8 protein-coding genes and 2 pseudogenes are annotated in these 13,198 nt (G+C 58.4%); 8 read left to right on the top strand and 2 right to left on the bottom strand.

Going from position 1 to position 13,198, the window contains the following annotated elements:
• Positions 1 to 69: 69 nt before the first annotated feature.
• The 8 genes and pseudogenes from AC0L3X_RS33085 to AC0L3X_RS33050 all read left to right on the top strand — a co-directional run bounded on the left by AC0L3X_RS33085 (position 70) and on the right by AC0L3X_RS33050 (position 9,412).
• Entirely contained in the window at positions 70 to 1,224 is a 1,155-nt protein-coding gene (locus AC0L3X_RS33085) for an 8-amino-7-oxononanoate synthase (protein WP_439034072.1), read from the top strand.
• Entirely contained in the window at positions 1,221 to 1,853 is a 633-nt protein-coding gene (gene bioD / locus AC0L3X_RS33080) for a dethiobiotin synthase (protein ID WP_439034073.1), read from the top strand. The genes AC0L3X_RS33085 and bioD overlap by 4 nt, the downstream gene beginning before the upstream one ends.
• Positions 1,850 to 3,115: an adenosylmethionine--8-amino-7-oxononanoate transaminase gene (locus AC0L3X_RS33075; RefSeq protein WP_439034074.1), complete on the top strand. Its 1,266-nt coding sequence runs from the start codon at positions 1,850 to 1,852 to the stop codon at positions 3,113 to 3,115. Before bioD ends, AC0L3X_RS33075 begins: the two co-directional genes overlap by 4 nt.
• Positions 3,116 to 3,936: 821 nt before the next feature.
• Positions 3,937 to 4,809 (top strand): 3-methyl-2-oxobutanoate hydroxymethyltransferase, encoded by an 873-nt coding sequence (panB, locus tag AC0L3X_RS33070; protein WP_439034075.1) that lies wholly within the window; start codon positions 3,937 to 3,939, stop codon positions 4,807 to 4,809.
• Positions 4,810 to 5,013: 204 nt separating this feature from the next.
• On the top strand, positions 5,014 to 5,553 hold the full coding sequence (locus tag AC0L3X_RS33065) for a pantoate--beta-alanine ligase (RefSeq protein WP_439034076.1): 540 nt from the start codon (positions 5,014 to 5,016) through the stop codon (positions 5,551 to 5,553).
• Positions 5,554 to 5,935: 382 nt separating this feature from the next.
• Complete coding sequence (locus AC0L3X_RS33060; RefSeq protein ID WP_439034077.1) at positions 5,936 to 6,799, top strand: site-specific integrase; 864 nt, start codon at positions 5,936 to 5,938, stop codon at positions 6,797 to 6,799.
• A 56-nt stretch (positions 6,800 to 6,855) separates the two neighbouring features.
• Positions 6,856 to 8,045 (top strand): annotated as a pseudogene (locus tag AC0L3X_RS33055) (IS91 family transposase).
• Between the two features lie 418 nt (positions 8,046 to 8,463).
• A protein-coding gene (locus AC0L3X_RS33050; RefSeq protein WP_439035712.1) for an IS630 family transposase occupies positions 8,464 to 9,412 on the top strand; the annotation gives its coding sequence in 2 pieces (ribosomal slippage) (positions 8,464 to 8,799 and positions 8,801 to 9,412; 948 coding nt in all).
• Positions 9,413 to 9,418: 6 nt separating this feature from the next.
• Here the strand turns inward: AC0L3X_RS33050 and nolL are convergent.
• Positions 9,419 to 10,540 (bottom strand): nodulation factor fucose acetyltransferase NolL, encoded by a 1,122-nt coding sequence (nolL, locus tag AC0L3X_RS33045; protein ID WP_439034078.1) that lies wholly within the window; start codon positions 10,538 to 10,540, stop codon positions 9,419 to 9,421.
• A 921-nt stretch (positions 10,541 to 11,461) separates the two neighbouring features.
• Positions 11,462 to 12,725: pseudogene (ectB, locus tag AC0L3X_RS33040) on the bottom strand (diaminobutyrate--2-oxoglutarate transaminase).
• Between the last annotated feature and the right edge of the window lie 473 nt (positions 12,726 to 13,198).

Genomic DNA, 13,198 nt, shown 5'->3' with positions numbered 1-13,198 from the left:
GTGGGAAGACCCCGTTCTTCGCCGCCGGTTGGAGTTTAGCGGCGTCCATCGTTGCTCAGCGAGTGAAGAATGAATTCCATCATTGCCGCGAAATTCGCCAGCTACATGGCAGGCTTGGATGCGCTTAAAGAAGACGACCGCCTGCGCAGTCTCAGGCCGCGCACCGGAATCGACTTTTCATCAAACGATTATCTGGCCCTGGCGAGCGCGCCGCGCATGAAAAAAGCCATCGTCACTGCGCTCGAAGCCGGTACTCCGATCGGAGCCGGCGGATCACGGCTTCTGCGCGGCAACTGCGAGGAGCACGAATGCCTCGAAGCAGAAGCGGCGCGGTTCTTCGGGGCGCAGACCGCGCTCTTCTTCGGCGGTGGTTATGTCGCAAATTTTGCGGTGCTGACAACGCTGCCGCAACGGGACGACCTGCTCGTCCTTGATTCCCTGGTTCACGCCAGTATTCGCGAAGGCGCGCGTGCTGGCCGAGCTGCGTTTCGAATCAGTGCCCATAACGACCCGCAGGCTGTCGAAAGCGCAATTTGCGACTGGCGGACTGCGGGCGGAGCCGGGCAGGTCTGGATCGTAGTCGAGAGCCTCTACAGCATGGACGGCGATTTCGCACCGCTTGAAGACCTGCTCGCGATCGCGGACCGGCACGATGCGTTCTTGATTGTGGACGAGGCTCATGCCACCGGCGTCTACGGCGAGCAGGGACGAGGGCTCGCTGCGCCCTATGAAGGACGCGAAAATCTCCTCGTTGTTCATACCTGCGGCAAGGCGCTGGGAGCTGCCGGCGCGCTTGTCACCGCCTCTGGCGTGCTGCGCGACTTCATAATCAATCGCTGTCGCCCGTTTATTTTCGCGACTGCCCCTTCGCCCTTAATGGCAGCGGCCGTACGGGAGGCTCTGTTGATCCTGCAGGAGGAGCCGGAGCGCCAACAGCGGTTGGCGATGCTTGTCGCATTCACGCATCGGGAGATGGTTGCGCGAGGCGAGAGAAGTCCTTCGAACTCGCAGATCCTGCCCTACATCGTTGGCGAGAATGCCTGCGCCATGAGGTTAGCCTCCGCCCTACAGGCTCGCGGATTTGACATCCGAGGAGTCAGACCGCCAACCGTGCCGGCCGGCACGGCCCGTTTACGAATTTCACTGACGCTCAACGTCGGAGAGGATGAGGTGCGTGCGATGCTCGATGCGCTCGCTGAGGAGACGAGGGGCGGGTTTCGATGAGTCAGCGGATCGTGGTGACTGGCACAGATACAGGGATCGGCAAAACTGTCTTTTCGGCAGGCCTTGCCCAGCTTCTCGGCGCGAATTATTGGAAACCAATTCAGGCCGGTCTTGAAGATGAGACCGATAGCCAACTGGTCGCTCGACTGGGCGGTCTCTCGGCCGATCGGATCGTTCCGGAGCGTTACCGCCTTAGAACGCCCGCTTCCCCGCATCATTCCGCCGAAATAGACGCAATTCGCATCGATCCCGATTCGCTCGTTGTGCCGGATACCGGGGAGCGACCGCTCGTCATCGAAGGCGCCGGCGGGCTGATGGTGCCGCTGAGTTCTAGCGCACTCTACGTCGACGTCTTCGAGCGGTGGCGGCTTCCCGTCGTGCTTTGCGCCCGCACGCTACTCGGGACCATCAATCACTCCCTGCTATCGATAGAGGCCTTGAGAAAGCGCCAGATCGACATTCTTGGGATCGCATTCGTCGGGGAAAGAAATGCTGAAACTGAGAGCGCAATTTGTGACATCACGCGGGTGCGTTGGTTAGGACGGCTGCCCTGGATTTCTCCTCTGACGGCAGACAGCCTACAGGCTGTCTTCAAGGGCTCGTTTATCCCCGGCGATTTCAAGCGATGATGCCAAACAAGAGGTGGCCAATTTGGCATCCATTCACGCAGCATGCTCTTGACAACGAGATGACCAAGGTTGTGCGTGGCGACGGTGCTTATCTCTACACTGCGGATGATCATCGAATCATAGATGCAATCTCATCCTGGTGGGTCGTCACTCACGGCCATTGCCATCCGCAGATCGTGAGCGCGATTCAGGAACAGGCCGGCAAGCTGAACCAAATCATTTTCGCCGGCTACACGCACGATCCGGCTGAAGAGGTCGCTCGGCTCCTTTTGAAACTCGCACCCCAAGGCGTCGACCATGTGTTTTACTCGGATAGTGGCTCAGCCAGCGTAGAAGTCGCCTTGAAGATGGCACTCGGCTTTTGGCACAATATAGGCGAACCGCGAACGCGCATCGTTGTCATGCAGCACTCCTATCACGGCGACACGTTCGGCGCGATGTCGGTTGGTGCCCGCGGTGTCTTCAACGCGGCGTACGGACCCCTCCTGTTCGACGTGACCTCAATCCCATTCCCTGCGAGCGGTCGTGAGCAGGCGACGCTTGATGCGCTTGAGTCAGCATGTCGAAACGAAAATCCCGCGGCCTTTATTGTCGAGCCCCTGGTGTTAGGGGCAGGCGGAATGCTGATGTATCCAGCTTGGGTGCTAAGAGAGATGAAGCGGATCTGCGAGGTGTCGGACGTCCTGTTCATTGCCGATGAGGTCATGACGGGCTGGGGCCGCACCGGAACGATCTTCGCCTGTGAGCAGGCCAATGTCGTGCCGGATATAGCGTGCTATTCGAAGGGTCTCACGGGAGGGGCGCTGCCGCTCGCCGTGACACTCTGCCGGGCAGAGATTTTCGATGCTCATTATTCAAAAGACCGTACGCGCACATTCTTTCACTCGAGTTCGTATACGGCAAATCCGGTCGCCTGTGCCGCCGCCAAGGCTAACCTGGATCTGTGGAAAGATCAGGAATGTCACCAGCGCATCGCTGCGGTCGCAACCATGCAAGAGCAGGCAATTGAAGCATTGCGCGCCAATCCGCGCTTTGCAAACGTTCGCCGTTGCGGCACAATCACAGCACTCGATCTGAAAACGAGAGATACCGGCTATCTCGCAGGCGTCGGCCCGAAGCTTCACGCCTCCTTTAAAGACCGCAATCTCTTGCTGCGCCCACTCGGTAATACGATTTACGTGATGCCGCCGTATTGCGTAACAGCAGGAGACCTAGGCGAAATATATGCAGGCATCTGTGACGCTGCCGATGCGCTGGTCTGAAGACGCGCGCGCGGGGGCGCAAGATCAAGGATTCTGAGCTGTCGTCCGCTTCTCGAACGACTTGAGAGAACCTTGCCATAGACTGCATACGAAATGGACGATTGTTGCCTCGCGTCCTGCAATGTGGGTGCCGCACGGCCGGGCGACCGCAGGCCGGTCCACAGTGTCACCGTGCGTTCGGTTTCAATCCGATCGCGTCATCGCGATTGGGTACCCGTTCATCTGTGTGGATGACCCGCGCGAATGCGGCACAAGGTGATGAAGTTATGCGCCCATTGGTGGCGGCCTATTGCGGAAGTTCTTCCGTTATTTCGATTAGAGGAGATTGCCTGGACGGCAGGTTTTATCAGGCGGCTACGGCGCGAAGATGGTGGACACGTCATCCGCATTCTGGAGTTTGCGGCAGCCGCGCGAGCCTTGGTGCATCTTTCCTATTTCCCTCGCCCGGGCTTCGGAATGTGCCGAAGCCGCCCTTTGAGCGCCATAAGCCAATCAGCAGCGATAAGAAATCGACATGCCGCCTTGACGTGGGCTTTGAGACGTAGATCGAAGCCTCATAAGGACATCTACTGTCGCCGCTCGCGTGCGTCGTCTCCAGGCCGCCGTTTTGACGCGCAGAATGTTCGGATGGTGAGTCCCAGAACCACGGCGCGGAGCAACATCTTGAAAGATCTTATTTGCTGATTGCGCAATCATTGGAAACTTTGTGCCTTCCAACTTCTCAGTGACGCGCCTGTTCGGCCTCCCTATTGACAGATATCTTTTGCTCTTCCAAGGGAAAGGCCATGTCCAGAGACATGCGGGGCCGGGTCAGATCGAACATGAGCGACATTTCGCAGCTGTCAGTTGAGCGCGTCACGATTCCAGTTCTGCAACGATGCAAGGATGAAAGGCGCGCCATTGTCATGACCACGGCTTATGATGCGGTAACGGCACGTATCGCCGATCCTGTCGTCGACGTCATTCTTGTTGGCGATAGCGTCGGCAACGTATGCCTTGGGTTTGACGACACTTTACCGGTCAGCATGGCGATGATGAATCACCACCTGGAGGCGGTCGCGCGAACAAGGCCTCGCGCCATGCTTGTAGCTGACATGCCGTTTCTCAGCTTTCATCTCAGTCCCGACGACACGATACGCAACGCTGGAGGCTTCCTGCAGCGTGGCGCCGACGCCGTCAAGCTTGAGGGAGGGAGTAAGCGTGTCGAGATGATCCGAGCCTTGGTGAATTGCGAAATTCCCGTGATGGGCCATCTTGGTCTCACGCCACAAAGCGTCAACGCGATGGGTGGCTTCAAGGTACAAGGTCGGAACGCGAACGATGCCCTACGTCTGCTTGACGATGCGCACCAGCTACAGCAGGCCGGATGCTTTGCTCTTGTCCTCGAAGGCATCCCGGCCGAGCTCGCTGCCCGAGCGACTGAATCTCTGACCATACCAACGATTGGGATCGGAGCGGGTCCAAGTTGCTCCGGCCAAGTTCTAGTGTTCCACGACGTGTTGGGGCTCACAGGAAGTCATTATCCCAAATTCGTGCGTGTCTATGTAGAGGGCCATCAGCTGCTGCAGGAGGGCCTCTCGCGCTGGGCAGTTGATGTCCGCAGCGGAGCATTCCCTGCGCCGCAGGAGTCATATCGGATTCCGGACGGATTGCGCGAGGCGGTCGTTAACTGGTTGCCTTCCAAGTCAAGCTAGTGCAAGGTCCAACATGCAAACTAGCAAGTACGGTCGGGGGACTGCGCGGCGTCCATGCAGAGAAGCGCCAGTCCGATAGCGAGGCGGGCCCGCTGCGACAATAGGTTGCCCGCACGAGCGCCATCTAGCCTGGCCGAAAGCTCGACGACCTCCGATATCACCCGTGGTGAGCACCTTCCTCGCACCCGCCCCAGTTGAGACCAAATGAGGATCTCGGTAGATAGTCTCGTGACTTCCCAAACGGTGAGAAGCCGCGCTGCGAAGCGGTCGGTATCGTCTCTGCGCCGGATCCCGGGAGACTTGTCCGGCTTTATTGCGACCTCGTCGAACCGGCGAACTCGCCAAGCCTCTGCACGCTTGCATTTTCGCGGCGTTGCGAAGTACGTGTGCAAGCTGATCAGGATCGTGCAGCCCATTGTCGCGTGCATTGGAGAAAAGGGTTCAACAACGCGCGGTCGTGCGCCGCATGGTCGTGAATCTAAATCCTTCGATCGAGATCCTCACCGTTTCGAGACGGTGAGAAGCCGACAGGCTCGCGATGAGCAATCGGACCGCCATCTCATCGAACAAGAACGGCTTGTTGGTTGCCGAGGGCCCTTTACTTCGGGCAGCTGCGGGTCGAGACGGAGATTCGAACGACTGGGACGTCTCGGGTTCAGTACGGCACTCAAAGAACCATCTCGCCGAGTGTGGTTGGATTGGGTTCGATCGCCAGATCTGGGTCGAAAACTGGCGGCTAGCTAGACGACCGGTACAGCGAAGCGAATCTTAGGACACTCGACCGTATTTGGATGGACGGCAATGGGCTGAGTTCGCCGGTGCAATACAAACCCCGAGCAATACACGCTTCGATCGGGTTGCTCTTTTGCCGATCACCGGCTCGACGGCGCGCCGTCGCCGCCGGATCTGGGTTCGAACGCTATTCGAGCGGCGTCACAAGTCGATGCTATCGGCACCCTGCCGTACTCGAACGATCAAATGCATACAGCTAGAGCGGTTCATCGATTGATTGAATCGGGAGGGATTGAACGAAGCCGCTGCCGCGGCGTGAGGGGCAAGGTAGCGTAGATCGCCTCCTGGCGGAGAGGATGTGGGTGTTGGAGCCCCCCTCAGACAGGGTATTGAGATGGCCGATTTGAGCCCTCTTCGCCGCCGCATGATCGAGGATATGACAGTCCGCAATCTGTCGCCGGCGACGCAGCGATCCTACATCAGCGCGGTTTCGAAGTTCAGCCGCTATTTCGGCCGATCGCCTGAGCGGTTGGAGCTGGAAGACGTCCGGGCCTTCCAGGTGCATCTGGTCTCGACCGACATCTCATGGCCGGCGCTGAACCAGATCATCGTCTGTGCGCTACGGTTTTTCTACGGCGTCACGCTCGGCGAGGCGCTCATCCCGGAGCGCATTCCCTATGCGCGAGAGCCCCGCAAGCTGCCGGTCGTTCTCAGCGCCGACGAAGTGGTGCAGTTCCTCGAGGCGGTGTCGAGCCTGAAGAGCCGCGCCGCGCTCACCACCGCCTATGCGGCCGGACTCAGGGCCTCCGAGGTCGCGGGACTGCGGATCGAAGACATCTACAGCACCCGCGGTGTCATCCAGGTGCGCCACGGCAAAGGCGCGAAGGATCGCAACGTGATGCTGTCGTCCCAACTGCTCGGCATCCTGCGCACCTACTGGCGGCTCGCCCGGCCGCGGCTTTATCTGTTCCCTGGGCGTGACGAAGGTCACCCGATTGATCCGACCGTGTTGCATGCCGCCTGCCGCTCGGCGGTCAAGGCTGCGGGCCTGACCAAGCGCTTCACGCTGCACACGCTGCGCCACAGCTTCGCGACACATCTTCTGGAGAACGGAATCGACATCCGGATCATCCAGGTTCTGCTCGGGCAAAATAATCCGTCGTCGACGGCGCGCTACACGCAGGTCGCCACCCATACGATCCGGGCGCCCCAGAGCCCGCTCGACCGCCTGTCGCTGGAGGTGACGCCACCGGCATGACAACGGCTCCGGGATCCGGCTTATGACCCCCCGACGTCCGCCCGCACCGACCCGCCATCGACATTGCCGATATCTTGCGCCGGCATGGCGACGCCTATCGTCGTGACCATGCCGGTCATCACGGTCGCGTCGAGCGGCGGGTGGTGAGCGCCATTGTTGGGTGCCGAACCGAGGCGCTCGGCGGCCACGTCGAGGCCCGCAATGACTGCGGCATGACGCGGATCGCCTATAATTCCTGCCGGAATCGGCATTGTCCGAAGTGTCAGGGGCCAGCCCGAGCCGCGTGCCGTGCCGCGCGAGAAGCCGACCTGCTGCCGGTTCCCTACTTCCACGTCGTCTTTACGCTTCCTGCACCGATCGCCGCGATTGCTTTCCAAAACAAGGCCGTAGTCTATGCCATCCTGTTTAAGGCCGCCGCCCAGGCGATGACGAGCTTGCTGCCAATCCGCGCCGGCTCGGCGCGGAGATCGGCGGCGTCGCGGTCCTGCACACCCGGGGACAAGCGCTAACGCATCATCCCCACATCCACTGTGTCGTGCCGGGCGGCGGCCCGTCACCTGATGGAACACGCTGGATCGCCAGCCGACCAAACTTCTTCCTGGCCGTCAAACCGCTCGCCCGGCTGTTCAGACGCCTGTTCCTCGAACGTCTGACCGCCGCCTTCGACGCCGGCACCCTGAACTTCTTCGGCGATCTCGCATCCCTGGCCGAGCCTGCTGCCTTCGCAGCTCATCTCGTCGCTCTGCGGCGCATCAGCTGGGTTGTCTACGCCAAGCGGCCGTTCGGCGGCCCTGCGCAGGTGCTGGCCTATCTCGGCCGCTATACCCATCGCGTTGCAATAGCCAACAGCCGGCTCGTAGCCCTCGACGAGGATCACGTCGCCTTTACCTGGAAGGACTACCGCCAGAACGGCGCGACAAAGATCATGAAGCTCAAGGCCGACGAGTTCATCCGCCGCTTCCTTCTTCACACGTTGCCCGACGGCTTCCACCGCATCCGCCATTTCGGCTTCATGGCTAACCGCCATCGCGCCGCCAGGCTCGCGCTTTGCCGTGCCCTTCTTGATCATGAGCGGACAGCGCCAAACAATATTGAGGCGTCGCCCGTGAGTTCGGACCCTCCGACGCGGGCCGAGGTTCCTCCCTGTCCCGATTGTGGCGGCGTCATGCGCATCGTCGAGCGCTTTCGACACAGCTTCAATTGCTCCAGCCCTCGAACATCACCGTTCCAGTGCGACACATCGTGAGCCAGCTCATGCCATGTACGACAATCATCATGTGTCATCCCACTCCCAGCGGCTCGATCATCGTGGACGCTGTCGAATCCGTGCTGCCACATTGTGCGACAACAACCGCCCGATGCAGCGCTCCGCCGATCGCCACCGCTCGCAAAGCGCGTCTGATCCCAATCCATTGCCGATGCGCACATCTCGTGTCGCTGCCGCACACGCCGAGCCGGCAGACCGGACCTCGCGATCTCCAACAATCCCCATAGCTGCAAAACCGCGCATAACCGCCCGCGCCTTCGTTCAATCCGGCTTCAATGAGGTCGCACAACTGCACCTGCCGCACCATCGCGTGAACGCGACCTCACAGAACCCTCCAGATTCCGTCGGGCGGCGGTTTGTGATTCAAGATGCTGGCTGGATCGGAGGCCAGTATCGGATGGTCCGACCTCTTTCGAATGATCTTCGTGAAAGAGCTGTAAAGGCGGTGGAATCCGGCGAGAGTTGCCATGCTGTGGCGGCCCGGTTCGATGTTGCAGTGTGGTCCGTCGTGAAGTGGCGGCAGCGCTATCGCGCGACGGGTTCGGTGGCGCCGGGCAAGATGGGCGGTCACCGTAAGCCGGTTCTGGAGCCGCATCGCACGTTCATCGTGGAGCGGATCAGGCAGATGCCGCATCTCACGCTGCACGGGCTGAAGGACGAACTTGCCGCGCGAGGCGTGAAAGTCTCGCATCATGCAGTATGGACCTTTCTGCGACGCGAAGGTCTCAGCTTCAAAAAAAACACTGTTCGCCCTTGAGCAGGGCCGCGCCGACGTCGCGCGGCGGCGGCAGCGCTGGCGCAGCTTGCAGGATCGCCTCGATCCAAACCGCCTGGTGTTCATCGACGAGACCTGGATCAAGACCAACATGGCCCCGCTGCGCGGCTGGGGATCCAAGGGCGAGCGGTTGCGCGGCTTTGCACCGCACGGTCACTGGCGAACCCTGACCTTCCTCGGTGCCCTACGCTCTGACCAGCTCACTGCGCCATGCGTGTTCGACGGACCGATCAACGGCGAAAGCTTCCGCGCCTATGTCGTACAGCAACTCGTCAAAGTGCTCAAACCGGGCGACATCGTCGTCATGGATAATCTCGGTAGCCACAAGTCGCCGGCCGTCCGGCAGATGATCCGGAAAGCCGGTGCAAGGCTGTGGTACCTGCCGCCGTACTCACCCGACCTCAATCCGATCGAGCAAGTCTTCGCCAAGATCAAGCACTGGATGCGCATCGCACAGAAACGCACGATCGACGACGCCTGCGACCACATCGGCCACCTCGTCACAAGCATTCTGCCCGGCGAATGCAGCAACTACTTCGTGAATGCCGGATACGCTTCCATCAAAAAATGAAACGCTCTAGTTCATTGCAGGTTTGGCTTGCGAGAGACCTGAGCGTGGCGGCATTCCTAGGACGAGCTGAGACAAATATGGAACGCCGCGAACAATCGAGCGGATCGTTAGCGCGGTCGCAATAATCGCCGCTCCGAGCATACCCGCGATGATCAACCGGGTCGTGAGATCCCAAAGTTCTCCGAACTGTATGTAATCCATGAGACGGAACACAGTCCCCTGGACCAGGTAGAGCAGCAGCGTGGTCTGGCCCAACTCCACAGCGATAAAGCGGGACATTCGATTTGAATGGCCAAAGCTCCAGCATTGCAGCAGGAGTTCGATAGCGATTGCTGAAGCAGCTGCGGAGCCAACAAACATCAGAAGCACGTCTTTAGCCGACCGAAAATCGTGAATTACCCCAAGATTATTGTAGACATAAGTGTCCTTGCTCCAAGTTAGAAAGGACATGCAAGTCACTATCGAGAGAAACAAAATCAGGAGCGGCTTGTGATGTCGCAATGTACTCGTCCGTCGTTCTCGCGACTGAGCAAGCAAGAAGCCGAAGCAGAAGAACGGGTAAGTGAATCTGATCAGGGGTGATATGGAGAATGTCAGAGGTGCGAGTGCGACCAATATGGCTGAGCCAGATATGACCCACGATCCGTGGTTGAGCCTGGTAGAAATCTTGATGAGAAGGTAGGAAACAAACGTGGCCCAGATGAACCAGTAAGTGCCAGCGAGATCTTCGACAAATTCCAAAAGTCCGCTCGTTTGGCTGGTCGCGCGCCACAATGCCGCTAACTTCGCTGTCTCCATGAACGTCCACCAAAACAGCATCGGCAGCAAGAGCTGCTTCGCACGGTCGCTGGCGGCTTGAGTGAACGACTTTTGCAGCAGCGATCGAGAAGAAAGATATCCGCTTATCGCCATAAAGAGTGGCATGTGAAACATATAGATCGATTTGTAGTACGGCGAATACCAAAACCCGTCGTCTCGGTAGATGACATACTGGATCAGGTGCCCAACAATCACCAAAACAATGAGTGCACCTTTCGCGAAATCTAAACTTAGATCTCGATCGTTTGCCTCTGCGGTGCGCGAACTGGGGACGATCGTTCCAGTCAGGGGTAGCGATGTATCAAACATCTAGATATCTGTTGTTGACGGGCCGGCGGCCCGTTGTCCGCTTCTTCTGCCTCATTTTTGATCCAAACGAAAGGTCATGGCGGGAGTTTTTGGAAGGGGAATAGGCTCAGCGCCTTCCAAGAACCAGGTGTGGGCCGAGCGTCTCTGAATGCCTGGGAACTTTGTGGCAACGACAAGGTATCTAATTTGAGACACGGCTGTAGCAGCATCGGCACGGCATACTACTTGCAGACGCCTTTGTGGGAGGAAGACTGTCCCTCTCAGTCTTCCACTCGGCCCGACGCATCTCAGACCCGGCAGATGCGTCGGGCTTCCTCGGTTGGCCCAGCATAGGCGACATTTGGTCCGTCGCCTTCGCTTGACGCCGAGGTGTTCACGCCCATAGGGGCTTCTGATAGCTGAACTCGATCACGCCAACATTGGGGTACGGCAGCGTGCTACGCGCGCACGCCGATAGCGATGCTCTGCAGTTCTGGCGCAAAAGCCGAGCACCGACCTTTCTGATTGAGACGCTTGTTCGGTTTCGTATAACTGACGCCGTCAACCGCGCGTGCCTTGACGATTTTCGTCGGACCATCTCTTAGTGGAGCTCGTGGCTTGGTGTGCATCCGCGAAGACCTTAGTTGGATCGTACTCGCAGGATGACTGATAGCGAACCTGCTCGACCAGAGTCGCTCGCGATTGCGAGGTTCTTTGGTCAAAGGTGCTGCTCGCACTCGGTGTTGTGGACCAAGGAGGGCAGCAGGCGTTCTTCGCGCATCAGCCGACTCGTCGGATCACAGATAGCATTGGCGTTCAGGCGTCACGTCCATATTCATGGCTTCAAAAATCCTGAACGTTCCGGCGGCAAGCGAGGACTCGCGCCAGTCACTTGTGCGGCGATGTTGTTGCTAGCCACATTCTCTCTCGTGTGCCTACAAATCAGCTTCCTCGGGCTGAATTCAACGTTTCGGTCAATGACTCCTCGAATATGTCTAGGCCTTGTCCCAACGTTTCTTGGTCGATCGTAAGTGCGGGCAAGAACTTCACAACCTGATCCGTCGGTCCGCATCGCTCGATAATCAATCCCTTCTCAAACGCTTTATGTGCCGTCGCCTCCGCGATCTCGGTCGTTTTGCAATCGAAACCGCATACCATGCCCCGTCCACGAACACCAAACCTGTTTCCGTGCTGATGCGCGATAGCATCGAGTCGACGCCGCATGAATTCGCCCAAGCGTTGGACCTGTTGCGAGAACGTCTTGTTGCGCCAATACAGAGTCAAAGCCGCTTTGCCAGAAACGAGTGCAAGGTTGTTTCCCCGAAACGTTCCCGTGTGCTCGCCTGGTTCCCATGCGTCGATCGCTTCTTTTATCAAGAGCATCGACAACGGCAAGCCGTACCCACTCAGCGATTTCGACATCACAACAATGTCTGGCGACAAGGCAGCGAATTCGAAACTGAAGAACTCGCCTGTACGACCACAGCCCATTTGAATATCGTCAACTATGAAGATAGCTCCGACCTCTTTTGCCAAAGCCTGAATTGACTGCAACCATTCCTTACCGGCGACGTTAATGCCTCCCTCTCCTGGTACGGTTTCGACGAGAATGGCGGCGGGAAGGTCAATACCACTGCTCTCGTCCATTAATACCTTTCGCACGTAATCCGCCGGACTGTCAGCGGAGCCAAGATACCCATCATACGGCATGAAAGTTGTGCCGGATAACGGGATTGCTGCTGGCTTTGCGGTAAAAGCGGTTTCCGCTCGCAGCTATGGCTCCAAGGCTTTGGCCGTGATATCCATTCGTGAAAGAAATGACGTTGTGACGCCCTGTGATCTTACGCGAGAGCTTTAGAGCGGCTTCAACGGCGTTAGCTCCCGTGGGCCCCGTAAATTGAAAGCGGTAGGAAAGATTCCGTTCACGAAGGATGACAGAGCTAAAGGTCTCCATGAATTCGACCTTTGCTGGAGTGGCCATGTCCAAGGCGTGGACGACGCCGTCTGATTCCAGATACTGGCTGATAGCCGCTTTGATCTCCTGATTGTTGTGGCCATAGTTTAGCGCTCCAGCGCCGGACAGAAAGTCAATGACCTTTCGGTCACCCTCTGCGAACATAATCGAGCCGCGCGCCCTACCGAAGACAGCAGGAAAGGAGCGTGAGTACGAGCGCACATTGGACTCTAGCGTTTCGATTGTCTTCATTCTGCGCGGCCCGTGTACTCAACCATGTGGTCGTCTCCTCGACAAGAAAATCTGCCCGACGAACATGCGCGCGGCCAACATCGTACAAGAGAGGCAAACGGTGAACGCGCGGCTCCGCGTCTCTCGACGTCCTTTGGGTCGCGCGTAGCGCGTCTGAAAATCAGCTCCAGCGATTTACCTGAGAACCGTGCGGAACAAAGCTACTATGTCTAGTAGTGTCGTTCAGATCCAGCGAACGCCACTGACTAAGGTCGTCTTTCGCGGACAGGCTTGCTTAGCCGCGCGCGAGGAATTTGCGCATGCCGTGCGGGTAGCTTGCGTTAGGATAGATTCTGGAGAGGAGAAAGAATGGAATAACTTTCATTGTTACCCAAAATGGTCCGATGCGCTCCCGTCGGTAGCAAAGGCATGGCTTGAGATCACATCGACCAGCGGTACGGATGCGTAAGTTTCGGGTGATGCGGCCCGCCGAA

Source organism: Bradyrhizobium sp. MI1.7, from assembly GCF_055811795.1.
This window is presented reverse-complemented; position numbering and strand designations above follow the sequence as displayed.

Bases quoted from the DNA above. Each gene is read 5' to 3' on its own strand.
- AC0L3X_RS33085 (WP_439034072.1), top strand. From the start codon at position 70: ATGAATTCCATCATTGCCGCGAAATTCGCCAGCTACATGGCAGGCTTG.
- bioD (WP_439034073.1), top strand. From the start codon at position 1,221: ATGAGTCAGCGGATCGTGGTGACTGGCACAGATACAGGGATCGGCAAA.
- AC0L3X_RS33075 (WP_439034074.1), top strand. From the start codon at position 1,850: ATGATGCCAAACAAGAGGTGGCCAATTTGGCATCCATTCACGCAGCAT.
- panB (WP_439034075.1), top strand. From the start codon at position 3,937: ATGAGCGACATTTCGCAGCTGTCAGTTGAGCGCGTCACGATTCCAGTT.
- AC0L3X_RS33065 (WP_439034076.1), top strand. From the start codon at position 5,014: ATGAGGATCTCGGTAGATAGTCTCGTGACTTCCCAAACGGTGAGAAGC.
- AC0L3X_RS33060 (WP_439034077.1), top strand. From the start codon at position 5,936: ATGGCCGATTTGAGCCCTCTTCGCCGCCGCATGATCGAGGATATGACA.
- nolL (WP_439034078.1), bottom strand. From the start codon at position 10,540: ATGTTTGATACATCGCTACCCCTGACTGGAACGATCGTCCCCAGTTCG.